Origin of the sequence: Paenibacillus sp. MMO-58, from assembly GCF_037146255.1 — a bacterium.
Classification (GTDB): Bacteria; Bacillota; Bacilli; order Paenibacillales; family Paenibacillaceae; genus Pristimantibacillus.
Genome location: NZ_JBBCVY010000002.1, coordinates 648863 through 675743, shown reverse-complemented (window position 1 = coordinate 675743; position 26881 = coordinate 648863). Strand labels below are relative to the sequence as shown.

The following is a 26881-nucleotide window of genomic DNA, read 5'->3' as shown; positions in this document are numbered from 1 at the left end:
GAGTGATACGGATGCAAGCAAGATTATTGTTGGAAGACGGAACGTTGTTTACCGGACAATCTTTCGGCGCGGAAACGCAAACGTTCGGAGAGGTTGTTTTTAATACAGGGATTACGGGGTACCAGGAAGTATTGTCCGATCCGTCCTACTGTGGACAAATCGTATCGATGACTTATCCGCTGATTGGCAACTACGGCATTTCGCGCGATGACTTCGAGTCGATCCGCCCAAGCATTCACGGGTTTGTTGTACGCCGCTATGAACCGGTGCCAAGCAACTGGCGCGCGCAATATTCGCTCGGCGACCTGCTGAAGGAATACAACATTCCGGGTATCACAGGCATCGATACTCGCATGTTGACTCGTATTCTCCGTCAGCACGGTACAATGAAAGGCATTCTGACAACCGGCACCGAACGCGTGGAAGAGCTTCAGGAACGTCTTGGCGGCATTCAGCTGATGACGGATCAAGTTGCCCGCACATCCACGAAGTCGGTCTTCTCCAGCCCGGGCTTTGGTCCTCGCATCGTGCTTGTAGACTTTGGAGCAAAGAGCGGTATTCTCCGCGAGCTGACGCAGCGCGGCTGCGACGTAGTGGTTGTTCCTCATAACACAACTGCGGAGGAGATTCGCAAATTGGCACCGGACGGCATTCAGCTCTCCAACGGCCCTGGGGATCCGAAAGACGTTCCTTACGCGGTTCAAATGATCAAAGATCTGCTCGGCGAGATTCCGATTTTCGGCATCTGCCTTGGTCATCAGCTGTTCGCTCTGGCTTGCGGCGCGGATACGACAAGGCTTAAATTCGGCCACCGCGGAGGCAATCATCCGGTTAAAGAACTGGCAACCGGACGCTGCTACGTAACTTCGCAGAACCATGGCTACACGGTTCTCGAAGATTCGATCAACAGCACGGAACTCTCCGTTACTCATATTAATAACAATGACAAGACCATTGAAGGTTTGAAACATAACAAATACCCGGCATTCTCGGTGCAATACCATCCGGAAGCCGCGCCAGGCCCGTTTGATTCCAGCTACCTGTTCGATGAATTCCTGGACATGATCCGCGAACATAAGCAGAACAACCCGCAAAAACCTCGTCAAGCTGTGCTGGCGGCAACGTTGAAAGGAGAACTTCAATATGCCCAAAAATAATGAACTCAAAAAGATTCTCGTAATCGGCTCCGGCCCGATTGTCATCGGACAAGCGGCGGAATTCGACTATGCCGGCACGCAAGCCTGCCAAGCGCTGAAAGAAGAAGGCTATGAAGTCGTTCTGATCAACAGCAACCCTGCAACCATCATGACGGATACAAACATGGCTGATAAAGTCTACATCGAGCCGATTACGCTTGATTTCGTATCCCAAATCATCCGCCAAGAGCGTCCGGACGGGCTCCTGCCAACACTTGGCGGTCAGACCGGCCTGAACATGGCCGTTGAACTGGCGCGCGCCGGCGTATTGGAAGCGGAAGGCGTGAAGCTGCTTGGTACGCAGCTGACTGCTATCGAGAAAGCGGAAGACCGCGACCTGTTCCGCGACCTCATGCGCGAGCTGGAACAGCCGGTACCTGAAAGTGTTATCGTTACGACGGTAGAAGATGCCGTGAACTTCGCGAACGAAATCGGTTATCCGATCATCGTTCGTCCGGCCTACACGCTGGGCGGTACAGGCGGCGGTATTTGCGCGAACGAAGAAGAGCTTCGCGAGACCGTTGCATCGGGTATCCGTTACAGCCCGATCAGCCAATGCTTGATCGAGAAATCGATTGCCGGCATGAAAGAAGTCGAATACGAAGTTATGCGCGACGCGAACAACAACTGTATCGTAGTCTGCAACATGGAAAACTTCGATCCGGTGGGCGTTCATACTGGCGATAGTATCGTCGTAGCACCATCCCAAACGCTGTCTGACCGCGAGTATCAAATGCTCCGTTCGGCTTCGCTGAAAATCATTCGCGCCCTGAACATCGAGGGCGGCTGTAACGTACAGTTCGCGCTTGATCCGCATAGCTTCCAATACTACGTTATCGAAGTTAACCCGCGCGTAAGCCGCTCGTCGGCACTGGCATCGAAAGCAACGGGCTACCCGATTGCGAAGATGGCAGCAAAGATCGCTGTAGGCTACACGCTTGATGAGATCGTTAACCCGGTTACCGGTCAAACATACGCTATGTTTGAGCCTACCCTTGACTATATCGTATCGAAAATCCCGCGCTGGCCTTTCGACAAGTTCGTTAACGCGAACCGTAAGCTTGGCACGCAGATGAAAGCAACAGGCGAAGTTATGGCAATCGGCCGTACTTTCGAGGAATCGATGCATAAAGCGGTTCGTTCCCTGGAAATCGGCACACACCGCATTCATCTGAAAGAAGCGGCAACGCTGGATGACGCCGTACTGCAGACACGCCTAGCTAAGCCGGACGACGAGCGCATGTTCCTCGTAGCGGAAGCATTCCGCCGCGGTTACAAGCTGCAGGACATTCAAGACATGACGAAGATCGACTGGTGGTTCCTGGATAAGATCCAAGGCATCGTTGAATTCGAGGATCAAATCCGCCGCGAGGTTGCTTTGTCCCGCGAAACGCTGTACGAAGCGAAACGCAAAGGCTTCTCCGACCGTTCGATCGCGGAAATCCGCAAGGAAGGCTTCCCGAACGGCAGCCATACCAACGAGCATGATATTCGCGCGTTCCGTAAAGAGCTTGGCTTCACGCCAGTGTACAAAATGGTAGATACTTGCGCGGCTGAATTCGAAGCTTCGACGCCTTACTACTACTCGACTTACGAAACAGAGAACGAAGTAACGGCATCGTCGAAAGAGAAAGTACTCGTGCTTGGCTCCGGTCCAATCCGTATCGGTCAAGGCATCGAGTTCGACTACTCGACGGTACACGCGGTATGGGCGATTCAAAAAGCCGGCTACGAAGCGGTTATCATCAACAATAACCCGGAGACGGTATCGACGGACTTCAGTACTTCGGACCGCCTGTACTTCGAGCCATTGTTCTTCGAAGACGTAATGAACGTTATCGAGCAAGAGAAGCCGATCGGCGTAATTGTTCAGTTCGGCGGCCAAACGGCAATCAACCTGGCTGCTCCGCTTACGAAAGCCGGCGTGCGCATCCTGGGCTCGAGCCTTGAGAGCATCGACACTGCGGAAGACCGCAAGAAATTCGAGAAGCTGCTCCGCGACCTGAGCATTGCTCAGCCTGAAGGCAGCACGGTCACTTCGGTTGACCAAGCGGTAGAAACCGCGCAAAAACTCGGCTATCCGGTTCTCGTTCGTCCGTCCTACGTACTTGGCGGCCGTGCGATGGAAATCGTATACTCCGACGAAGAGCTCCTGAGCTACATGGAAGTAGCGGTAAAAATCAATCCGGAGCACCCGGTTCTGATCGACCGTTACATGCTGGGCAAAGAAGCTGAGGTTGACGCGATCTGCGACGGCGAGACTGTTCTGATCCCTGGTATCATGGAGCATATCGAGCGCGCGGGCGTCCACTCCGGCGACTCGATCGCGGTGTATCCTCCGCAATCGCTGTCGGACGACATCAAGAACCAAATCGTGGACATCACGATCAAAATCGCTAAAGCACTAAAAGTGGTTGGCCTTGTAAATATCCAATTCGTTATCCACAACGAAAAAGTATACGTAATCGAAGTTAACCCGCGTTCGTCCCGTACGGTACCGTTCCTGAGCAAAGTAACGGATCTGCCGATGGCGAACCTGGCAACAAAAGCAATCCTGGGCACAAAGCTGGCTGATCTCGGTTATGTAGACGGCCTGTGGCGCGAAGACAGCTACGTATCGGTTAAAGTGCCGGTATTCTCCTTCGCGAAGCTGCGCCGCGTTGACCCTACCCTGACTCCGGAGATGAAATCGACGGGTGAAGTTATGGGCCGCGACGAGAACTACGCGAAAGCTTTGTACAAAGGCCTCATTGGCGCAGGAATGAAAATTCCAATGTCCGGTGCGATCGTTGCAACTGTAGCAGACAAAGATAAAGAAGAAGCGACCGAACTGCTCCGCGGCTTCTACGATCTGGGCTACAAAATTATCGCAACAGGCGGAACCGCCGATACGCTTGAAGCTACGGGCATGCGTGTAAGACGCGTGAACAAGCTGAGCGAAGGTTCTCCAAATATCCTTGATCTGATTCGCGAAGGCGAAGCGCAATTCGTTGTTAATACCTTGACAAAGGGTAAAACGCCTGAGCGTGACGGCTTCCGTATCCGCCGCGAAGCGGTAGAGAACGGCGTTGTATGTATGACATCGCTTGATACCGTACGCGCATTGCTGCGTATGCTCGAGTCGATCAACTTCTCCTCGCGTCCGATGCCGGTGCTGCAGAAGTAATTGAATACATGATAGCACGGCCAGCGCCGGTTGCTTTCCTCGGCAGAAGCTTCTAAACAGGCTTCTGCCGACGAGGCCGGCGGATGGCCGTTTATTTCGGCCTTAGAAGCGAAAGGAGACTTTGATTGCGATGAGTTTAACAAGAGAACAAGCGGCAGGCAAAGTCATGGTTGCCCTTGATTATGCGGATGCGGCTTCGGCCGAGCGCTTGCTCGGCGAGCTGGAAGGCATCCCGTGTTATATGAAAGTTGGCATGCAGCTCTTTTACGCGGCGGGTCCGTCGTTCGTGGAAGAATTGAAGAAACGCGGCTACCGCGTTTTTCTGGACGTGAAGATGCACGACATTCCGAATACGGTAAAAGGCGGCTCGAACAGCGTAACTAAGCTTGGCGTAGACATGTTTAACGTGCATGCTGCCGGCGGCGCGGCGATGATGGAGGCGGCTGTGGAAGGCGCAGAAGCCGCACTTGCGAGCGGACAAGCAAGACCGGCTATCATAGCTGTAACGCAGTTGACCAGCACCAACGTACAAGTATTAAACGAAGAGATAGGTATCGCGGGCACGGTGGAACAGGCGGTCGTCCGTTATGCCGAGCTGGCGAAACGCGCTGGCCTGAGCGGCGTTGTGGCATCACCGCTTGAAGTGGAAGTCATTAAGGCTGCATGCGGCACGGAATTCCAGACCGTAACGCCTGGCATCCGTCCAACTTGGGCGGCAACTAACGACCAGTCCCGCATCATGACGCCTCGCGAAGCCTTGCAGCAAGGAACGGACTATATGGTAATCGGACGTCCGATTACGGCAGCGGCTAGCCCGCGTGAAGCATTGGAATCTATTATCGAGGAGCTGATCTAAGCCATGACGAATGTAACCTTAACGGAATTGCCGCGCGCAATCGCAACAAAACTGCTGGAGATCGAAGCGGTGGCGCTTCGCCCGAATGATCCATTTACGTGGACTTCCGGTTTGAAATCGCCAATCTACTGCGATAACCGTCTGACTATGACTTATCCTGAGATTCGAGACATGATCGCGGAAGGTTTCGCTACCGTAATCCGCGAGCGTTATCCGGATGCAGAAGTAATCGCAGGAACTTCCACTGCCGGCATCCCGCATGCGGCTTGGGTGGCTCAAAAGCTTAACCTTCCTATGGCTTACATCCGCGATAAAGCAAAAGGCCACGGCAAGCAAAACCAAATCGAAGGCAGAATCAACCCTGGTCAAAAGGTTGTCGTGATCGAGGACCTCATCTCGACTGGCGGCAGCTCGCTTAAAGCCGGCCTGGCGGTTCGCGAGGCGGGCGCTGAAGTATTGTCCGTTCTGGCAATCTTCACTTACCAGTTCGAGAAAGCCTCGAACGCATTCGCGGCGGAAAATATGCCGCTTGAAACGCTGTCCAACTACAGCGCTCTGATTGAAGCGGCAGTAGAAATCGGTAAAGTGCAAAGCGAGGATATCGCAACGCTGCAGGCATGGCGCGCGAATCCGGAAGCTTTCGGCAAATAAAAGCTTAACGTTCTAATGAAGAGCAAGTCCCGACGCGGGATTTGCTCTTTTTTGTTTTCAGCGATTCGACATAAAATTTTGCGAAATGTTTGCGTCCTTTATTGCGAACATTCTTTCATTTGCCGATATCTTAGTAGGTCGTTTAATTTAACATTGCTGAAATGGGGAGTCGTGCAGATGAGATTTAACTTAAGGTGGAAAATGGCTTTGATCGGGGTATTACCGCTTGTTTTCTATGTCTTCTCGGGGATCTATTCGCTTACGGAGCTGGAAAAGGTGAACAAGACGATGGCTGATGAAGTATACGGCGTGTCTGCCCGTTCCACATCGCTTATCTTGAATGCGGACCGCGATCTGTATCAAGCCTATTCCGCATATCAATATTTGGCCTTAGGTGAATTAAAAGAAAAGGATAAAAAGGTCTGGAACGATGTGTTTTCCCAAAATCTAAAAGAAGCGGAAGACCGCGTGAATGAGGCAAAGGCAATATTCGAGGCAAATAAGCTGCTTGAGCTTCAGAGCGATGACGGGAGCACAACCATTGGACAATTGATTCAGGATTTTGATGCCGACTTCAGCGCGTGGGCGTCCTTTGTCAGCGGCAAGATTCAATCCGGTACCGCTGCTGCCAGTGATGCGGAGATTCATGAGAAATACGAGAAGGCACGGACAAGTCTGGACGATATATTTAATTTGCTGGACAGCTATGCCAAGCAGCAAATCGCGGACAGCAAGGAGCAGCTGGCATCAACGAAAACGGGCAATTACATCGGCATGGCGATTGCTACCCTTTTGCTGGCGGCTCTTATTTACGTCTTGATCCGCAGCGTGATGAAGACGGTATCCGCCGTAAAAACAAGAACAAAGCTGGTAGCGGAAGGCGATTTGACTTCGGAACGAAACGTCAAATACAGCAAGGATGAGCTTGGCGACAGCTTGCGTTCTGTCGACGAAATGATTGGTGTACTGAAACGGCTTATCACGTCTATTTCATCAAATGCCAAGCATGTAGCTGATTCCACGAGCCAGCTGAACATTGTGTCGCAGGAATCCTCGACTGCCTCGCAGCATGTAGCGGCGAATATTCAAGAGGTAACAAGCGGTACGGAAGTGCAGGCGCGCAGCGCGGAAGAAACGGCGAAGGCAATTGACGAAATGGCTATCGGCATTCAGCGCTTAGCCGAAAATACGTCCGCTTCGGCCGAGCAATCGGCAGCAACGGCGGTTGAAGCGGGTCAAGGGCAGGAGGCGCTTGGGCGCCTTGTTGAACAGATGGGCGAGATTAAAGAGGTTATCGGTCAACTCGCTGGCATGATCGAGACATTGGAGCAGCGATCCCAGCAGATCGGATCGATTGCGGAGAATATTACCGCCTTTGCGAATCAGACGAATATTTTATCGCTGAACGCCTCCATTGAAGCGGCAAGAGCGGGCGAGCAAGGCCGCGGCTTCGCCGTTGTTGCCGGCGAGATCCGCAAACTGGCGGCAAGCTCCTTGGAGTCGGCCGATAGCATTCATCAGCTGGTAGCCGAGATAAGAGGCGAGATCGCGGGAGCTTCCGGTTATATGGCCCGGACGTTGGAGGAAGTACAGCGCGGCAACAATCGCGTGGAGGAGCTCCGGAATAGCTTGACCGTCATTGTGGCAGCCATTGATACGATGACCGGGCAGCTGCAGGAGAATTCGGCCATTACCGAGCAGATGTCGGCGAGCTCCGAGGAGGTTAATGCTTCGATGGACCAAGCGGCGTCATCGGCTGCGGCTAACTTAGAGCGTACGGAGAGCGTCGCCGCGGCAACGGAAGAGCAGCTTGCCCTCATGGAGAGCATTGCATCCGCTGCAAGCCAATTGGACGGGGTCGCCCGCGAGCTTAACCGGGAAGTGAACTATTTTAAAGTGAATTAATGTAAACAAGCAGCAACAGGCATTGTGCATATGTCCGGTATGACGGCAATATGTACGATGCCTATTTTATTTTTTGAAGATTTTTCTTCCGTTTGGAACTTTTTCTGAACCCGCTACGTCTAACGATTAAGATGAGAATTATGAAAGAGAACTAGGGGAGGTATCGCATCCGTTCATGGCGGCAACAGACGAGGAAGAACGACAAGATGGAGGGCAGCAAGGCAACGAATTACATAACAGCACGTTGCTGTCGGTTGTAGATGTAGAAAGGACATTTCAGGCCGGAGGAGCGCCGCTGCGCGTTCTGAAGGGACTTCATATGGAACTGAAACCGGGTCAGCTTGTTATGCTCCGGGGCCGTTCGGGCTCCGGGAAGACAACGCTGCTGAATTGCCTCGGAGGATTGGATACGCCTAGCAAAGGCGAGATCTGGTTTAACGGCAAGCCCTTTCATAAATTAAACGACACCGAGCGTACGTTGATCCGACGCAAGGAAATGGGATTTATTTTTCAGGCGTTTGCTTTAATGCCTTTGCTTTCGGCTTGGGAGAACGTGGAGCTCTCGCTCCGGATGGCTGGTACTCCCCGGTCCGAGTGGAAGGAAAGGGTCGCCTATTGCCTCGAGCTGGTAGGCCTCGAGAAAAGGATGCATCACCGTCCGTTCGAGCTGTCCGGGGGCGAGCAGCAGCGCGTGGCAATAGCGAAGGCTATCGCGCACAAGCCTATTCTCCTGTTGGCGGATGAACCAACCGCCGAGCTCGATTCGAACATGTCCGCGCAGATTATGGCGGTCTTTCAAAATATTATTCGCACGGAACAGGTTACGATTTGCATGACAACACACGATCCTACAATTTTGGAGGTTGCCGATCATGTCTATGAAATGGTGGACGGGAAATTTATATAAGCGTTCTGCGGCTGTAATGATTGCGGCTTCGGTCTTGATGACCAGCGGCTGCTCCTTGCTGCCCGATGAACCGGAAGAGGAGGTGCTGCCGTCCATCGCACCGCCTCAAATCTCGAAGAAGCCGGAATACGAAGTGACGACGGCTACATTGGAGACAAAGGTGCAGGTTATCGGGAAGATGATCTCGCAGCAGGAAGAGACGCTTTATTTTACGCTTGACGGTATGCGTCTGAAGGAGCTGAACATTAAAGCCGGCGATCAGGTAAAAGCGGGCCAGACGATTGGCGTGCTGGACGTCGAGCTGATGCAGAAGGATCTTCGAAACCAGAAGCTGGCGTTCCGGAGAGAAGAGACGGCGATGAAAGAAGCGCTTCAAGGCAAGGACGAGATGGATCCGATTGAATTCGAGGAGAAGTCCATTGCTTTCGAGGAGAAGAAGCAAGCGCTCGCAGACTTGGAGGAGCAGATCAGCCGCGCGGTTCTGACGGCTCCGTTTAGCGGGACGGTTGTTACGCTGAATGTGCAAAAGGGCGATCTGATCAAAGCGTATGACCCGATTGCGGTAATTGCGGATACAAGCCTGCTTGTTCCGGCAGCCAAGCTGACAAAGGACGAACAAGCCAAGATTGCTGTAGGCATGCCAGTCGTTGTTGATATCAACAATGCCGGACAATTCAAGGGGACGGTTAAAGCGCTCCCGGTAACCTCATCCGATTCGAACAACGGTGGAGGCAACGGAGGCGGCGGTGGCCAGCAGCCGGAGAGAGAACGTCCGGAAGATTTTATGATTATCTCCGTGAAGGATTTGCCTAAAACGATTGGCCGCGGTACGCCATTATCCATTAACGTTATTACGAAAAGGAAGGAAAACGTCGTCGTTATTCCGCCATCCACCCTTCGCACGATCGGCTCCAGAACTTATGTCCAGGTCGTAGACGCGGAAGGGAAGCGGGAGGTGGACGTCGAGGTTGGCCAGCAAACGGCAACGCAGATCGAAATTATTAAAGGACTTACGCCAGGCCAGAAAGTTGTAGGTAAATAGCATGGGGATTCCATTATTCCGATTTCTGTTCCGCAAAATGTGGAATACCCGCTGGTTGACGTTAAGCACTTTAGCCGGTCTTATTATGGCCGTTGCTTTCGCAACGAGTATTCCGATGTACGCGGACGGCGCGTTAAAGCGCGTCGTTGCCCAGTCGCTGCAGGAGAAAAGCGACGGCCTCCCCGCAGGCTCGCTGTTAATGCGCTATCAGGTGCCGGGTGGCGAGAAGACGGATCCTGCGGCATTAAAGGAGATGGAACGCTTCATAAAAGAGGACGTTCCGGGCCTTATCGGCTTCCCTTATCAGACGAAGCTGTCCAGCTATTCGATCCGGGGCGCCGAGGTTGTACCGGAGGATCCAACGAAAGTTGATGCAAGTCGTATTCGTCAAATGACGATTATGACGATGGCGGATCTCGAAGCGAAAACCGAAATCACGCAGGGCAGATGGTTCAAAAATACCGAAGGCGAAGATGACGTTCTCGAAGCGGTCATGCTGGAGGAAGGGATGTACCGCAACGATCTCCATGTCGGCGATATTCTCGAGTATCCCGTATACGGCGGAATGGATATGACCCTTCGCGTTAAGATTGTCGGCGTTGTAAAGCCGCTTAACCAGACCGATCCATACTGGTACCAGGGTCTGGAAGGCATGATGAATACGCTGCAGATCAGCGAAGACGAGTTTATGGGATCGCTTATTCAGAAAGCGGGAATCCCGATTAACAACGCAAGCTGGTATTACGCGTTTGATCTGTCGCAGATCAAGACGAGCGAGCTGTCGCCTCTAGGACGGACGCTTGATCGTCTCAACATCGATTTGTACCAGAAGCTCAAAGGCGCGAAAGTGGAAATTTCCTTCGCTTCCACGCTGACGGAATTCAAGAAGCAAAGCTTGCAGCTCCAGACGCTTCTCTTCACGCTTGCAGCTCCGATGCTGGCGATGGTGTTTTACTTTATAGCGATGAACGCCCGCCAATCGCTCGACAAGCAGCGAAGCGATATAGCCGTTCTGCGAAGCAGGGGAGCGGGAACAAGGCAGATTATATGGATTTATTTGCTCGAGGGTCTGCTGCTTGGCAGTCTGGCTATTGTGGCGGGACCGTTTATAGGCTGGTTTATGGCAAAAAGCATAGGCTCCGCGGACGGCTTCCTGTCCTTCGTTAACCGGAAGTCGATCCCGGTAGGCTTCTCGACCGAAGCGATGATTGCCGGAGCAGCGGCTGTCTTGCTGGCGGTTCTGTCTACCGTTATTCCGGCGGTTATCTATGCACGCTCCTCCATAGTCAGCTACAAGAGAGAGCTGGCCCGTTCGGACCGAGGCCCGTTATGGCAGCGTTGGTTCCTCGATGTCGTACTGCTGGGAGTGGCAGGATACGGCTGGTATATGTTTAACGAACGCCAGATGTTGTCCTTCCAGACCGGCATGACAACCGACCAGCTAAACGTTCAACCGTTCTTGTTCTTTGTTCCGGCATTATCCATTTTTGCGCTTGGCCTCGTCTGCCTGAGGTTGTTCCCGTGGTTGCTGAAGCTGTTTAACTGGCTGGGACGCAAGTTCCTTCCGGTACCGCTTTATTTGACGCTGACACAGCTGTCACGCTCGTCTAAAGGCTATTATCCGCTTATGATTTTGCTTATTCTGACGCTTGGTCTTGGCGTATACAACGCATCTGCAGCACGGACTATCGATCTTAACTCAACCGAACGCACGTTGTACAAATACGGTACGGATGTTACCGTCCAGACGGTATGGGAAGGCACAGTCGAGGTGGTGCGTCCAAGCGGCGGTAATAACGGCAATGGCGGCAGCGGCGGTGGAAACGGCGGCGGATCCGGCGGAGGTGGAGGAGGTAACGGCGGCGGAGGCGGTGGTGGTGGCGGCCAGCAGCCGGTACCAACCCGAATTCTGTACAATGAACCGCCGTTTGAAATCTTCCGCAAGCTGGAAGGCGTTGAGGCAGCTGCCCGCGTGCTCCAGACCAAAGGCAATGTGGTTGTATCCGGCCGGTCAATCGGTCAAGGCAGTATTATGGGGATTGATAACGTGGACTTTGCGAAGGTCGCCTGGTTCCGCAGCGATTTGTTCCCGATCCATCCTTACAATTATTTGAATTACTTAGGCATGTATGAGCAAGCGGCTCTTATTCCGTCTAATGTAGCAGAGAAATACCAGCTTAAGCCGGGAGATCTGATCTCGGTAGGCTTCTCGGAAGGCATGCTGGATTTCGTTGTGGTAGGCATTCTACCATACTGGCCGACGCAATATCCGGATCAATCGCCGTTTGTTATTACGAATCTGGATTATATTTATGACCAGCTGCCGATGATGCCTTACGAGGTATGGCTTAAGATGAAGCCAGATGCGAAGGTGGCGCCAATCGTGGAGGAGCTGCAGAAGGCAGGCATCGATATCGCCAATATCAAGGATGTACGCTCGGAGCTGATTACCCAGTCGAAGTTACCGACAAGAGGCGGCGTATTCGGGATTCTTAGTCTCGGCTTCCTTGTATCCGTCATTGTTACCCTGACCGGATACGTGCTGTACTGGTTCTTTAATCTATCCGGCCGGGTCGTTCAATTCGGAGTACTGAGGGCTATGGGGCTCTCCAGAAGACAGCTGACCGGCATGCTTCTCCTTGAGCAGCTATTTACGGCGGGGCTCTCTATCGGATTAGGGATTCTGATCGGCAAAGTTACGAGTCTTATCTTCCTGCCGTTCCTGCAGACCGCAGAGAATGTGGCGGATACGGTTCCGCCTTTCCGGGTCGTCTTCGACTCCAAGGATACGAACCAGCTTTACGCGGTTGTTGGATTTATGATGGTGACGGGAGCGGTGCTGCTCTTCCTGCATATCCGCAGACTGCGTGTACATCAAGCAGTCAAAATGGGAGAGGAGCGGTAAACAACATGATTACTTGCGAAGGACTCGTCAAAATTTACAAAAGCGACGATCTGGAGGTCGTCGCCCTGCAAGGCCTGAACCTGAAGGTCGAAGACGGAGAACTTATGGCTATCATCGGAAACAGCGGCAGCGGCAAATCGACCTTGCTGAATATATTGGGCGGGCTTGACCGCCCTTCCGCCGGATCCGTCCATGTCGGGCCATGGGATTTGCTCAAAATTTCCGAAGACGATCTCGTGAAATACAAGCGCGAAACCGTCGGCTTCATCTGGCAAAATAATGCCCGCAACCTGCTGCCGTATCTGACGGCTCTGGAAAACGTCGAAATGCCGATGATGCTATCCGGCAAGGTCGACCGCGCGTACGCGAAGCAGCTGCTTGAATGGGTTGGTCTTAAAGAGAGGATGCATAACAAGCTGCATCAGCTCTCAGGCGGTGAACAGCAGCGTGTAGCTATCGCCATTTCGCTGTGCAACCGTCCCAAGCTTTTGCTTGCCGATGAACCTACCGGTTCCGTAGATACAGCAACGTCGGATCTCATTATGGGGATATTCCGAAAGCTCAACAAAGAGCTTGGAGTAACGATTGTGATCGTTACCCACGATCTTACTCTTGCCGGCAAGGTGGACCGTGTCGTAGCCATCCGCGACGGATTAACGAGCACGGAATTTCTGAAACGCAATCCGAATATGATTCCCGGTGGAGGTGAGGAGCAGCAGGAGGAGAAGGGGCTTCAAGCCGTTCATGAGGCTTATGTTGTCGTGGATCGTGTCGGCCGACTGCAGGTACCAAAAGAATATTTGAGCGCACTAAACATTAAAGACAAGGCATCGATGGAATTTGACGGCGAGCGGATTATTATTACACCGCCGAAATCACTGGGGGGTTAGAAACCGAATGAAGAGGAAATGGGCGTCTAAAGTTACTTTTTTGTCCTTATCGCTAATTATGACAACGTCGCTGCTTGCAGCCTGCAGCAAAGGCTCCGAGAGCACGGCTGAGAAGCATGTGCTTCGCCTAGGCGTATTGTACGGAGGCACGGATAACGAGTCGTATGTCCGTCAGCAATATACCGATACGTATGAAATGATGCACAAGAACATCGATTTCGAAATCGTGAGCGCGATCGATTACAACGATCAACGATATGATACGCCGGATCCAAACGGCGTCGTAAAACAGCCCGATCCGTTCGCGAAAATGAAAGAAATGCTGACCGGCGACAATCCAGTTGACGTGGTTATTCTGGATTACAGCATGCTGCGCCGCCTCATTCAAGACAATCTGCTCCAGCAGCTGGATCCGCTTATCCAGAAGAGCAAATTTGACCTGACCGACTATGTGCCAACCGTTATCGACGGCATCAAATCGGCTGACGACAGCGGCAATATTTATGCTTTGACGCCTACATTCAGCTCTTCGGCCTTGTACTACAACAAGAAATTGTTCGCTGATCAAGGCATCGATGTTCCAACGGACAACATGACATGGGATGAAGTCATCAACTTGGCATCGCGCGTAGCTACCGGCGAAGGAGCGGACCGCAAGTTTGGCCTCTCCATTAACCGTTGGGCAGGCGACGGCTTCAGCGATGTTCAAACGTATGCGGCTCCATTGCAGCTGAAGATGTGGGATGACAAAGGCGAGAAAATGCTTGTAAACAACGAGCAATGGGAATCCGCATGGAATGCGGTGGCTAATCTCTACAAGCAAAAAATTTCTCCTAGCCAAGAAGATATGAGCGCTTGGCAGACTAAAATTTCGACAGACGATCCAGGCGCTTACAATCCGCTTGGCAGCGATATGTTCCTGAACGGAAAAGTCGCGATGACAATCGCGGAATACGGCTACGTGAATGAGATCAGCAACGCTATGAACAATGCTTCGAAGATTAAGAACTTTACGCCTTTCGACTGGGATGTTGTTACGATGCCGACTCAAACTTCTAAACCGGGCATCGGTGGCAATATTTACTTCAGCCAGCTGATGGGGATCAACGCGAAAGCGCAAAACCCAGACGACGCTTGGGATTTCGTGCAGTTTACAAACAGCAAGGATTGGGCAGAGCTGAAATCGCGCAGCTCGTATGAGCTGGTTGCGCGCAAGGAATTCCTGAAACCGAAAGACGGAATGAATTACAACATCAATGCGTTCACGACGCTGAAGCCTATTCCTCCGCAATCTACCGATACGGAGAAGCTGCAGCGCGAGAAACCGGGCATCTGGGAAGCGCAATCTCCTGGATATGAATTGTTCCAAAAGGTCATCAAAGGGGATATATCGGCGAAGGAGGCGCTCCAGGAATGGGAGACAAAAGGAAATGCCGTCCTCGAGAAGCTTAAAACGAATCCGAACGGCGGTGCCGGTGAAGGCGTCGGAGGCGGCGGTCCAATCGTGAGACCGCTTGACGACACGGCCGTAGAAGCCGTACCGGCAGGTTAATATTTAATACAGAAAAGTGGCTGTGCCAGATTAGCTCTGGCACAGCCACTTTTTTTGTTCCTATAAAACAAAAGGCATTGGAGCATTCATACTCCTTACCTTATCCTTGCAGATCAAAGCTCTTATCGATATGCCATACGCCGCTTGCCGTCTTGCGCAGAAGATGCAGCTGGTCAATCGTCGAGGTCAGATCGACGGCAGACATCCGGAGATTGCCGTAAAGATCGTGGAGCTCATCAGGAGGCATATTTTGCCCGATCGTCACGTGAGGGGTATAGACGAAGTTTGGTGCCGGAACATGAAGCGGCCCGCTGCAGACGGTTTCATGGAGCCGGATCATGGGCGTTGGATCCTCCAGTGCCAAATACAGAACATGACTTGCGGGATAAAAGGAAGAAACGCGATTGAACCGGACTTGAAACGGCTTTGTTTGTGAAGCAACGGCTTCCAAATGCTCGGTAATAGCCGGTAATTGCGCATCGGAGAGCTCTTCCTTGTCCCGGACCGTCATATGCGGCGGAATGATCGAATAATGCGGATCGTGTCGAATACGCCAGCTGTTGGCGAATTCCTGTACAGCTTGTGAAGGGAAAACCGCAATACCGTAAAGCATACTCATCAGCTCCTTTATTCGAATATAAGAAAGTATAGGTTATCATTATCCTGTGCATATTTCTCACTCGCGAAACGTAAGCTGCTCCTCTTGAAGACTGCGCTGTCGCTTGATATTTTGATTATACCCGATTTGCTTGATTTCACCGAATTTGGGCAATATATATCTCGAGGAGGGATCCGTTATGAAATGGATATATTGGGTGCGGCTATACGAAACCAAATTTCAGGCTGGCTGTCTTGTAAGAAGAATGGAAAATGATTGGTGGGTCTATGGCTACGAATGCCCGCAAGAGATCGAGGTTTTTCGGTCGAGAAAAGGGCGTTACGGCGTACGCTTTCTAGTTTAATCATATGTTGTGGAGGGCACAGCGATATGCTCAAATAAAAAAAAGTTCATTTTTTTTCCTCGATGAGAAATAAATGCTTGACTCTGCATATAGGAGTATAGTATATTAATCCATGTCGCCATTTCAATTTGATGACTTTAACAAATGGATATCGCGGGGTGGAGCAGCTCGGTAGCTCGTCGGGCTCATAACCCGAAGGCCGCAGGTTCAAATCCTGCCCCCGCAACCAACCACTCGACTGAAACGTGATTCCGACGTTTATCGAGGGCCCTTAGCTCAGTTGGTTAGAGCGGTCGGCTCATAACCGATTGGTCGTGGGTTCGAGTCCCTCAGGGCCCACCATTTGAAGCATCATGACAAAATGCCGGGGTGGCGGAACTGGCAGACGCACAGGACTTAAAATCCTGCGGTGGGTGACCACCGTACGGGTTCGATTCCCGTCCTCGGCACCATTTTTATAAGGGTTTAGCTCTTATAATCTGCAATCTTACATAACCGCTAAAAGCTTGGTTCTGGGTGTTGCTTAAACACCAAGAACCATTGATAAACTCCTTTTCAGTGCTTGCTAAAAACAAGTCTGGAGAGGGGTTTTTTCGTTGTCAAGAATAACTAAAATTAAACAAGACTTGAATCGTTCATGGACTGAAGCTTTGGAACAATTTTTGTTTTGGAAGAAAGCACAAGGGATTAGTCAACAAACTTATAAGGATTATGAGGGGCAAGTAAGATTATTTTTTAGACGATATGATGACTCGTTCAACAGTATCGATAAGCTGAAAAGTAATCTGTTTGACTATTTGGGTCAAGAGGAAATAAAACCTTGTACATACAATAATCGCTTAGTGTATTTAAGAACATTCTTTAATTGGTGTGTTGAAGAAGAGATCATTGAAGCTAATCCAATAAAAACACTGAAAAAAAGAAAAGATGAAGGTCGTATAGTCAATATCGATGAGCAAACTCTGATTAAGTTATTAGAGCAGCCTGACAAACAAACCTTTACAGGGTTGCGAGATTACGCATTAATCCTTTTAACTTTGGATTGTGGAATTAGACCGAAAGAAGCGTTATCATTAGTTATTCCTGATTTCAATGCCAGTTCATGTGAAATTTATATTACCTCTAAAAATGCAAAGACTAGAGTCTCTAGGACGCTACCCATATCTATTCCTACAGTTAGAGCGATCAAGCAACTTATTTTTGTACGTCCAGAGGAGTGGGATGAAAATGTACCGATTTTCTGTACGAATGAGGGGAAAGCATTGAATCGACATACTTGGGGAGACAGACTAGAAAAGTATAGTGCGGAAATCGGAACACATATTAGACCGTATGATTTGAGGCATACTTTTGCTCTTGAATATATCCGTAATGGAGCAAATGCACTGTCTTTACAAAAAACCTTAGGTCATTCTGATCTAGCTATGACTAAACGATATGTAGCTTTAACGTCCAATGATCTGAAGAACGAACATATTAAAGCATCTCCAGTAAATAGGTTAATGCCTGATAATAAACGAGTTGGGAAATTGAAGCGATAAGTACCAGGTCGTGTATACTTGATTAAAGCCTGTTGGATAGGGTTGTACGCTTCAATATACACTGGGGTGATAGAGTAGGAGATAATACATTAAGATGGCATACAACTGTACTGAGAGGGCTTAGTTAGTTGGATACCATTTTTTGTTGATCTATACATATTTGATGTGGTAAATTCATCCTGTGTCAGCTATATAGGGGGAGATAATACATGCCAATACCAAAAAATATAACGGTTGATCATATCCTGATGGCTATTGAGATGATTGATAGATCTGGAGTTCCTTATGAAAGGCTATCAACCAAATATGTTCTGATCTACTTTGATAAACACTATCCACCGAAATATGTACTATCGCTCGCAAATAAATTTGCTAATGGGGTAGAACTTCAACCACAAGAATTTTCAGGTGGGGTAGAATCTAATTCTTTTTTAAAGAAATTGGGTTTTATAGTTATTGATGAACTGTATATTAATAATTTTCAAACTAGTGAAAATGAAGCTATCTCAAGCTTCCACAAGACTGTTATAGATGCATATAACACCGCTAGAACTGAGTGTGGATACAATGCTAGAGTTTTTATTCAAATGGTAAGTCAGCGTGGGGCTGTAAGTGTGGCAAAGGAATTTCTTGCAAGAAATACTGCTACAACTGGATTTGATCGTCTTTGGGCTGCTAATAGGCTCGATTTGACTATTGAAGCCAGCGTTCTTCTTCCACAGTACAGTAACTTATTTACAGAAAAAGAGCGCAAAACAGCTTTTGAACGCTTAAAAGAACATAATTATATTGTTCAAGGTGTAAATTTTAACTCTTTGTCTTTAAACAAGATGCCATTTAAAGTTGGAGAATATTACTCTCGGAAAGATGTATATAGAATCATGAATGTTCCAGCAGACAAACAGGGCGGTAACTGGGATACTGGATATACCAGGTTCAAAAATGATTCTTATGTTTTTGCTAATATTGGCACAGCAGGTAGAACAGGACATGATTACCCTAATAGGTTTGATGGTAATGACTTGATTTGGTACGGAAAAACAAGTTCAAAATTATCTCATGACTCCATTGACGCTCTAATAAATCCTGAAGGAAAGGTATATATCTTTGCTAGAGAAGATAGTAATGACCCGAAATTTGTTTATATTGGTCAGGGTAAAGCAAAACATTATTATGATACTTCTCCTGTAAATATTGTTTGGCAGTTTAACGACCCACAAGAGAATCACCCTGAGATTTTGGCAGAGGAAGTAAGTGAGCCTGAAAAGCTTATTGAAGGTGCTGTTAAACAGGTGTATGTTAACATATACGAAAGGAATCCTATTGCTAGAAAGAAATGCATAGAGCATCATGGATATGATTGTCGTGTTTGTGGATTCAATTTTTATAAATACTACGGTGAAGTGGGAAAAGAATTTATTCACGTACATCACTTGCATCCACTTTATGAGATTAAACAAGAATATGAAATAGATGCAGTAGAGGATTTACGACCAGTATGTCCGAATTGTCATGCAATGCTTCACAGACGTAAGCCAGCATATTCTATTCAAGAATTGAAGGAAATACTTCAATTTAATAAAAATAAAGCCAATCTCTTTTAATAGAGATTGGCTTTATTTTTGAGAGATGACTTAATGTAAGACAAGATCAAAGAGATATTCCCTCTTGTTTATTGTTAAATAGTATGGTATATTTTCAACTGAATAATATATATAAGTATTACATCTTATACTTAGTATAACCTTTTGAAAAGTGTATTGTCAATAACTTTTTTACTATATTTTATAATGGGGTGAAAGAAGTATGAAGGGACAAAAAAACATTGAGGCTAACAACGAGTTAAACGAAATGATTGAAACATACTTAACAAGTGAACATTCTGCTATAAACCAATTACGTCAACAACAGAATACAATAATGGTATATTGCGATGCTAGTCTTAATCGATCAAAACATTCTATTGGTGTAGGTGTTAGTATTGTCGGACAAGGTTCAGTAATCTTTAGGTCTAATGCTGAGAGAATTGAAACAACAGCAATTGACTCAACTTATGCTGAATTGGTTTCAATTGTATATGCACTTTCAATACTAAACGAATTATTTGAAGAGAACGTATTTAATCTCAAAAAAATTAAAAGGATATTCATATATAGTGACTATATTGAAATAAGACGTTTGCTGTCTAAAACGTTAATAACCAAAGAATCTTACAGTATCAAAGCGGAGGAAATCATTACGGAAATAGAACATTTAAGAGAGAAATACTCTAAAATAAATTACAGTGTAAGGTACTTAGGACATGCAAAGAAATGTTTCTATTATAAGAAGGCTGACCAGATTGCTAAGAGAGCAGTTCTTAATCTAGTTCATAATGAGACAACAATTGAAAATGAAGAAGTCCTGCCATTTGAATCGAATGTTACAGAGGAACTATATAAACTTAAAAAGGAAATTGATCTTGCAGCTTCAAATATAAATCAGATTATGTTAAAACTAGAACAAATAATTGCCTCTTCAGCTGTAGAGGGGAGGAGTAACGTTGGGGTTTCCGAACCAAAATAATTATTATTCAAAATATGACATAGTAAAATTTAAACTTTTCCCTTGGTATGGTTACAAAAATTTAGACAATTACTCGTTTGTGTTCAGTACATTTGAATTGGATGAAGAGTGCGCTGAAGTGCATATAGAAATAGTTCATGACTCCTTATTATTAGCTATGAATGTAAATGTCATAAAAGCCAGTAAGCATATATATAATGGTGGCAATCTTAAGCTTAACAAGTTTCTTGAAATTACTGAAAACAACACGTTCAACCAAATTCATTATATTGCATTGCTAAAGCAACAACATTCTACCAGGAATCGAAAATACATAGGTGAGAGAAGAATACTACTATTTGTTGATAATAGTAAAACGGAAAGGGTTCATAATCTATTCACTTATTTTTATGCTCGTCCCTTCGAAGAAAGTGTCCAATTACAAGAGCAGGAAATCAAATATAAAGCGATGATGGATGTATATCTTCGTTATAGAAGTTCTGAATTGGGGAAAATGTTGAAAATTGAAATAGACAATAAAAAAACACAAATTGACAAGTTAACTGAGAAATATTATGAAGCAATAAAGCCAGAATATTTAGAACTATAACCTAGTGGAGGAATGAGTATGAAAATAACCATTTCGGGCGATTGCCATATGTACATTTATCTTAAGGATAAAGATAAGCATGAATATACAGGTTCACTATCAGATATTAAATGCTGCTTACTTTACGATCTCAATGAGAATTTCATTGGCATCAGAATATTGAGTAAACGATCAGATACTGGTGAGTGCTTAGAGCTGCCAAAAATGGGGGAAATAGAGTTTCCACTACACTCAGCTGTTGTATCACAAGATGATGAAGGAATCCTAATTATGTTTAATCAAGAAGCTGTCATTCATAAAGAAGTAGAGGATGAATGCATCCTTGACCTTAGCATCGATGGTATAGCAGGAGTGGAGCCAATGCCCTATACCAATATTGGTGGCAAAGAAGTTATTAAACGATTTGTTATTAAGGACGTTGATGATGTAATTCTTCCGAGTTGGTGAACTTTCTGTGAACTCCAGGCATCCTTTGATCTCTTGGTTCGCCAAAACCACTTGATAAACCTCTTTGAACTCTCTATTTATACTGTTAGCGTGCTTTATACAATTTCTCTTGGTTTACAAAACCACTTGATAAAACTCTTCCAAGTCTCTATATATAGTGAAGGATTTTTTATACACAAGGTATACTGATAGTATGCAAAACCAATTGATAAAACTCTCCTAAGTCCCTATATATTCTGTTGAAGTGTTTTACATGAGGAAATCATTAATAGTATGAGGAGTTCGTGATCAATAAATATATTAATAGTTTTATTTATCCAGCCTACAGGAGTATTCCGTAGGCTGTTTGTTTTTCAAAAATTCAAAATACGGACTGGAGGTTCAAATAAATTGTATAAGTAGAATGAATCGTATTTGTAATTGTATAGATGGAAAAGCCAGATATGAAATGAAAATAACTGAGAAAACGGAGTGGTGAAAGAAGTATGCTTTTAAATCAACAAAAAAGTACAAGCTTTCCTGTAGGGTATTTACAGGGTTACAAAAAACCTATGAACTATAAATCGAGAAGTTCCAATAGTTCTATAAAAACTGGTATTTCTAATTACATAGTAGATAAGCAATTTAAGCCTCAAATGCTTGCAGAGGACATTCTAGCTAACTATATGACAGCTTATTATGATGGACAAATTCTATATTGCTATAAAGATGGAGTATACATTCCAGGGGGCGAAATGGTATTCAAAAAAATTGCCCATGACCTTTTAGGGATAGACGTTAAGAAAAACTGTATTGAAGAGGCTCTTTACCTTGCAAAAATACAAGCTACGCTTTCTGATCGGAACATGATCAATCCAGATGACGGACTACTTAATATTCGGAATGGATTACTTAATTGGCGAACAGGCAAAATAGTTCCTCATTCAAAAGATCGAATAAGCACTGTTCAGTATCCGATAATCTATGAGCCGTATGTACGAAATGAATCGGTTGAAAATTTCCTGTATTCAATTGTTTCTGCTGAAACTGTAGATACTTTAACTGAAATTATTGGCTACTGTTTATTGCCAAATACAAAATATGAAAAGGCATTCATGTTTACAGGGACAGGTGCAAATGGAAAAAGTACATTCATCAACATGCTTACAAGTTTCTTAGGTCGAGAAAACGTTTCTAATATAGAACTTCAAGACCTCGAAAATCACAAATTTAAGGTAGCTGAGTTAAAGGATAAATCATTGAATACTTTCGCAGATATTTCGCACAGAGGCTTAGTGAAGAGCAGTATTTTCAAATCGGTGGTATCAGGTGATAGATTAACTGCTGAACGGAAGAACAAAGACCCATTTGAGTTTACTCCTTTCGCAAAATTAATTTTTAGTGCCAATGAGCTGCCTAAATCATCAGATTTCACGGATGGGTTTTTCAGAAGGTTATTGATTATTCCTTTTGAAAACAAATTTACACCAGGGAAGGCAGACGTTAACTTACTTGAGAAAATAACTAGCCCAAATGCATTATCAGCTTTGCTTAACCTTGCCCTTGAAGGATTACTCCGCTTAGATTTATACAATAAATTTACTGAGACCGACCAAACAATTGCCGCTCTACAAAAATACAGAAAAGATACTGATAATGTCGCAAACTTTATGGATGAGTGTTGCCTGTTGGATGAATGCAACACTTACGGCACAAAAAAAATGTATGAAGAGTATCAAAAGTGGAGTCATGAATCAGGACTGTTTCCTCTTGGGAAAATTAAATTCAATAACAGACTTGAAACTCAATATGGTTTGACAAAGAAGAGATTTAAAGGTGAAAAGAGTGAACGTTGGATAGGAATAAGTGTAAGGAGTTAATGATACAGAAGTTCTGGTGTAGGCTCAGAACTCTGTTGTAACTCGTGAACCAAGAATTACTTAAAAAATAGGCTATAACGATTTTTGGTACATTAGTTCAAGACTTGAAGCCTATGGGAGAAGAAAAACGTAATTAAAAACATACTGAGAAATGAACAGCTTCCAACCTTTGAACTCGTGTACCGTTTGTCAAAAGACAAGGTATTGAATTAGAAAATCAATACAGAAGTGTTATGAAAGATTCTGTAGCAGTGCAGTACCATCAACACAACTCAGCCAACCAAGCGAGCCTTGCGAGCGTAATTCGAAACGGTCAGATAAATTGCAGCTTTGCTGCGATTTTCTGATCGGTTCACCAAGCGCTTTGCGAAGCAAGGTGCGCGGAGTATCGACCAAACGAAGTGACGGTCAAGTTAAAGGACATACAATAATTAATAAATCAAAGAACAGGAAAATTAAAAGAATTTTTTGGAGGTTAGGAATCAATGTTTCAAAAAAGAAAAAATCAGCTAACAGAACTTACTGAATTGGCAAGAACCAAGGAGTCTTCGAGTAGAAGAAAACTCAAGGAATACGAGTATAGAAAAATGATAGAGTTGCTTATGAAATCATGTCAAAGCTCATTAAACAGGGTCAGAGATAAAAAGAGAAAAGATTATTATGGACTAGAACACCAATTTCACAATGCATTTGATATGACAGAAACATTAATTGGGCTGGACTGGTTTATGAAAGAATGGGAGAGAATTTTTTTGAATTATTCAAGAGCAGGAAGAGTTAAAAAACTGAGTCAAAGACCTACGATTGGCAGAATAGATCATAACAAAGGTTACCTTATTGAAAATATACAGGCTGAATCTTACGGTTTTAACGTAAGTAAAGCTAAAAGCAAGAGCTGCATTATAACTGTTGTAAAGGAAAGTCTGAGTGACGTTAATACAGGCTCTTCGTATTATAAAATAGTAAAATGCTCAAGCCTTGAATTAGCTATTAAGACTGTGAATGGAATTATTCACTACAAGACTCGATTGAGTGATTATTCTGGGAATATAGAAAAAGGACTTGCCGCTAAAATTGGAGACTATTCTATTTCTATTCAATCGGAAAAACTAAGTAACATAAACTCTGGAAGTATAACAAAAGCCATATAGATGTTTTGACAGTAATGGATCTGTTATATAGAGAGGAGAGTGCTGCTCATAAAAAAGACTGTCCTACGGTGCGCAGCCTGTTATTTTTACGATAGCATTAAAACGAAGAATGTCTTTAAAATCAGGAACTCCTATCGTAAAAGCGATAGGAGTTCCTAATTTTACTTTTTGAGAAAAATGTGAATTTGACAAGATGTATTAAGTAACTTAATCGATTGAATTATGACGAGGAGATTAAATGAATCTAAAGTGGCAGTAAATGGGAAAGTGCTAATGAAAATAAATTCTTACTATTGTCTGAGCGATAGCAAGATCGATTCATCATTTTGAATATATTTATCTTTGAACAAAATTCCCATTGCCATCTAAATATCCATTAATTATTTTTATTTTTGTATTATGGTGGACTATTAAATTCATAATACTATCTAAAACACTATCACTAATACTTTGAGGAATAACAATTACCATGTGAAACTCATGAAATTGATTAAGTAGATTGTTACCTAGCTGTATTCTCTTAAATATCCTACTTTTTATTACATCCATCGAAAAAGCTGGATTAATATATAATACTTCAACGGCTATACTCATCTCAGAGTCAACAAGGTCCAATGAGAAGTCATATCCATTAATAGTACTCATGTTTTCTCTAAAGTTCCTTATTCGATGATTTAGGAAATACCAATTAACTACAGCTGTTTCGAATTTTGATGCTAATTGTCCCATGATTCCTAAAGGCTTATTAGGCTCATAGGCATGAATTACATCTTCTTTTTCTTCTTCTCTAAGATTTATCTCATCTAACTTATCTATGGATGCGGTAATTATAATTTTTAACTCTTTAACTAATCCATTAATCTTATAATAATCTTCTTTTGTAATATATCTATTATGAGCAACATGGTTTCTTAGGCTATAAAGCAATTTCCATTTTTCTTGTAGTTTTCTGTCATCATAGTTTATTTGTGATGAGAAATGCTTTTCCCAATTTGATTGGGGAATAAACTTTTTTAAGTTAATTAAGTCTAGATCATCATTTGTTTTAGCTTTACTTAAGATTCTATGCATCTCATCGAGGTCAAGTGTTCTATACTTTGTGAATAATACGTCAGATAAATGTATAAAATCAGTTTTATATAAGTCATCCACATATTGTTCATGTTGTTCATAGCGTTGTATTTTTTCTTTAATTTCATCATGTATTTCTTGTACAGACCAATCCATGCCAACATTTATTAGCATGAACTGAGATATAAGTTTACGCATTAAATTCTCAATTTCGTTTATTAAGGGGTAAGCGTTAATTGCATATTGTCGACCAATATCGTCCCATAGAGTATTAATTTTAGTCTCATCTGGTGTTATTCTTTTAAGTGTTTTTTTTATTTGTTGATTCAGGTTTGAAAAATTATCCAAGTTTTCATCAGTTTCGTTAATAAATTCTAGATGAAAATACCTTTCTTTCTTAGTAGCGATTTCACCTGTTTTTAATTTAAACTTTGCTTTAGTTACAACCTTATTATTTTGATATATGATAGAATCTTCCTCGATTTTAATACTAGAATCAACTTGTAACAATTTTAGAAATGTAGCTGAACTATCACAAAAAGAGTCCTTTTGTTTCATTAGTATAAGATACTCAACTTTATTCATAAAAAAGTTCCTCCAACTTCAAAATTGGAAATATTATAATATGTATTATAACAGTTTAATACAAAATTCTCTGCGAAATATATAAAAACAGTGAAGTTGATTTTTATAGTTTTGTTTGTATGTCCTGTGGTCTAAGCCATATTAGACCACAGGGGTAAGGGGTATGTTTAGATCAAGATGTAATTTTCATATTTGTTCTTTTGCTGTTACTGTATTGCCTCGACAGGTCATTATAAATTATATAAGTATGAAATAATATTTCACAATGTTTCATAAAAAAGTCCTACTATAAAAAAATAAGGAGATCAATGCTTTATAAATCTTACTCAGTAAATAAGATTTATAAGTATTTGACTAAGGAACGTATGTTCGCATATACTATGCATGAGGTGAATTGATGTATGAGTGCGAACAGTAAGAAACTTCATGGAAATGGTCGATGGGAATCATCTAGGATGATGCTACCTGAACATCGCGAACAATATGTTCAATTAATGAATCGTGAACGCATTATAGTTACAGGACAAATACCAAAATCGCCTCCTGCATCACAAGAAGAGTTACAACTGATGCAAGATTACGTATTATTACCGATGGCATACGCAATTGTTGAGAAAAATCGTAAGCAGATTGAGGGAAAAGCTCGTTCCTTACGTGACCTCTTTGTTAAGGCTACAGATATTGTTTTGCACCGTATGTATTCTGATATTGAAAGCCTAAGACAAGAATTAAAGCGTTCAAAGATTAATATTGTCGCTAACGAACGTATTGACGGTATCGCAACCTATACCTACAAATGCCGAAGCCACAACGGTGGATTTGCAATTACACGTGAATATGCCAGGACTCATATTGGTAAATTAATTGCACGCTATATAAACGGATTATTCAAATAAATAAGAAGCCAATTGGGTGAACAGAGAATCTTCTTGTAACTTAAAGATAGTTATGATAAAGTAATGCCTGTTCAACATCAGTAGCAAGGCGGACAATCTTCTTGGTTAAACAAGGAGATGAGTTAAATGCTATTTGATTTCAAAC

General features: G+C 44.9%; 21 protein-coding genes and 3 tRNA genes. 22 read left to right on the top strand and 2 right to left on the bottom strand.

Features of this window, described 5'->3' with window-relative positions; all coding sequences use genetic code 11:
* The first annotated feature begins 11 nt into the window (after positions 1-11).
* The 10 genes from WFJ73_RS08825 to WFJ73_RS08780 all read left to right on the top strand — a co-directional run bounded on the left by WFJ73_RS08825 (position 12) and on the right by WFJ73_RS08780 (position 15070).
* Positions 12-1157 (top strand): carbamoyl phosphate synthase small subunit, encoded by a 1146-nt coding sequence (locus WFJ73_RS08825; protein ID WP_336772672.1) that lies wholly within the window; start codon positions 12-14, stop codon positions 1155-1157.
* Complete coding sequence (gene carB / locus WFJ73_RS08820) at positions 1144-4362, top strand: carbamoyl-phosphate synthase large subunit (protein ID WP_336772671.1); 3219 nt, start codon at positions 1144-1146, stop codon at positions 4360-4362. The genes WFJ73_RS08825 and carB overlap by 14 nt, the downstream gene beginning before the upstream one ends.
* A gap of 130 nt (positions 4363-4492) precedes the next feature.
* Complete coding sequence (gene pyrF / locus WFJ73_RS08815) at positions 4493-5218, top strand: orotidine-5'-phosphate decarboxylase (protein ID WP_336772670.1); 726 nt, start codon at positions 4493-4495, stop codon at positions 5216-5218.
* A gap of 3 nt (positions 5219-5221) precedes the next feature.
* Entirely contained in the window at positions 5222-5869 is a 648-nt protein-coding gene (gene pyrE, locus WFJ73_RS08810) for an orotate phosphoribosyltransferase (protein ID WP_336772669.1), read from the top strand.
* 177 nt (positions 5870-6046) lie between these two features.
* A complete protein-coding gene (locus WFJ73_RS08805; RefSeq protein ID WP_336772668.1) occupies positions 6047-7774 on the top strand; it encodes a methyl-accepting chemotaxis protein in 1728 nt (575 codons plus the stop codon).
* Positions 7775-7949: 175 nt separating this feature from the next.
* The gene (locus WFJ73_RS08800) at positions 7950-8681 is read left to right on the top strand and encodes an ABC transporter ATP-binding protein (protein ID WP_336772667.1); all 732 of its coding nucleotides are present in this window, start codon (positions 7950-7952) and stop codon (positions 8679-8681) included.
* A complete protein-coding gene (locus WFJ73_RS08795) occupies positions 8647-9723 on the top strand; it encodes an efflux RND transporter periplasmic adaptor subunit (RefSeq protein WP_127497689.1) in 1077 nt (358 codons plus the stop codon). The genes WFJ73_RS08800 and WFJ73_RS08795 overlap by 35 nt, the downstream gene beginning before the upstream one ends.
* 1 nt (position 9724) lies before the next feature.
* Positions 9725-12628, top strand: a complete 2904-nt coding sequence (locus WFJ73_RS08790; RefSeq protein WP_336772666.1) for an ABC transporter permease — start codon at positions 9725-9727, stop codon at positions 12626-12628.
* Between the two features lie 5 nt (positions 12629-12633).
* The gene (locus WFJ73_RS08785; protein ID WP_251651605.1) at positions 12634-13518 is read left to right on the top strand and encodes an ABC transporter ATP-binding protein; all 885 of its coding nucleotides are present in this window, start codon (positions 12634-12636) and stop codon (positions 13516-13518) included.
* A 7-nt stretch (positions 13519-13525) separates the two neighbouring features.
* Entirely contained in the window at positions 13526-15070 is a 1545-nt protein-coding gene (locus WFJ73_RS08780) for an ABC transporter substrate-binding protein (protein ID WP_336772665.1), read from the top strand.
* A gap of 100 nt (positions 15071-15170) precedes the next feature.
* Here the strand turns inward: WFJ73_RS08780 and WFJ73_RS08775 are convergent, their stop codons facing one another.
* Positions 15171-15683 (bottom strand): 2'-5' RNA ligase family protein, encoded by a 513-nt coding sequence (locus WFJ73_RS08775; protein WP_336772664.1) that lies wholly within the window; start codon positions 15681-15683, stop codon positions 15171-15173.
* A 184-nt stretch (positions 15684-15867) separates the two neighbouring features.
* Here WFJ73_RS08775 and WFJ73_RS08770 point away from each other — a divergent pair, with 184 nt between their 5' ends.
* The 11 genes from WFJ73_RS08770 to WFJ73_RS08720 all read left to right on the top strand — a co-directional run bounded on the left by WFJ73_RS08770 (position 15868) and on the right by WFJ73_RS08720 (position 24184).
* Positions 15868-16032: a hypothetical protein gene (locus WFJ73_RS08770; protein ID WP_015845421.1), complete on the top strand. Its 165-nt coding sequence runs from the start codon at positions 15868-15870 to the stop codon at positions 16030-16032.
* Between the two features lie 152 nt (positions 16033-16184).
* Positions 16185-16261 (top strand) — tRNA-Met (locus WFJ73_RS08765).
* 36 nt (positions 16262-16297) lie between these two features.
* Positions 16298-16374, top strand: a tRNA-Ile gene (locus WFJ73_RS08760).
* Between the two features lie 21 nt (positions 16375-16395).
* Positions 16396-16484 (top strand) — tRNA-Leu (locus WFJ73_RS08755).
* A gap of 144 nt (positions 16485-16628) precedes the next feature.
* The gene (locus WFJ73_RS08750) at positions 16629-17573 is read left to right on the top strand and encodes a tyrosine-type recombinase/integrase (RefSeq protein WP_336772663.1); all 945 of its coding nucleotides are present in this window, start codon (positions 16629-16631) and stop codon (positions 17571-17573) included.
* Positions 17574-17782: 209 nt separating this feature from the next.
* Positions 17783-19177: a DUF3427 domain-containing protein gene (locus tag WFJ73_RS08745; RefSeq protein ID WP_336772662.1), complete on the top strand. Its 1395-nt coding sequence runs from the start codon at positions 17783-17785 to the stop codon at positions 19175-19177.
* Between the two features lie 202 nt (positions 19178-19379).
* Positions 19380-20138 carry a hypothetical protein gene (locus WFJ73_RS08740; RefSeq protein WP_336772661.1) on the top strand — a complete coding sequence of 253 codons (759 nt, stop codon included), beginning with the start codon at positions 19380-19382 and terminating at the stop codon, positions 20136-20138.
* The gene (locus tag WFJ73_RS08735; RefSeq protein ID WP_336772660.1) at positions 20116-20727 is read left to right on the top strand and encodes a hypothetical protein; all 612 of its coding nucleotides are present in this window, start codon (positions 20116-20118) and stop codon (positions 20725-20727) included. The genes WFJ73_RS08740 and WFJ73_RS08735 overlap by 23 nt, the downstream gene beginning before the upstream one ends.
* Positions 20728-20745: 18 nt before the next feature.
* Positions 20746-21174 (top strand): hypothetical protein, encoded by a 429-nt coding sequence (locus WFJ73_RS08730; RefSeq protein WP_336772659.1) that lies wholly within the window; start codon positions 20746-20748, stop codon positions 21172-21174.
* A gap of 485 nt (positions 21175-21659) precedes the next feature.
* A complete protein-coding gene (locus tag WFJ73_RS08725) occupies positions 21660-23033 on the top strand; it encodes a DNA primase family protein (protein ID WP_336772658.1) in 1374 nt (457 codons plus the stop codon).
* 485 nt (positions 23034-23518) lie between these two features.
* Positions 23519-24184 (top strand): hypothetical protein, encoded by a 666-nt coding sequence (locus tag WFJ73_RS08720; protein ID WP_336772657.1) that lies wholly within the window; start codon positions 23519-23521, stop codon positions 24182-24184.
* Between the two features lie 336 nt (positions 24185-24520).
* On the opposite strand, the gene WFJ73_RS08715 is transcribed toward WFJ73_RS08720, so the two are convergent.
* Positions 24521-25840, bottom strand: a complete 1320-nt coding sequence (locus tag WFJ73_RS08715) for a hypothetical protein (protein WP_336772656.1) — start codon at positions 25838-25840, stop codon at positions 24521-24523.
* A 401-nt stretch (positions 25841-26241) separates the two neighbouring features.
* Here WFJ73_RS08715 and WFJ73_RS08710 point away from each other — a divergent pair, with 401 nt between their 5' ends.
* On the top strand, positions 26242-26736 hold the full coding sequence (locus WFJ73_RS08710) for a hypothetical protein (RefSeq protein ID WP_336772655.1): 495 nt from the start codon (positions 26242-26244) through the stop codon (positions 26734-26736).
* The last annotated feature ends 145 nt before the right edge of the window (positions 26737-26881 follow it).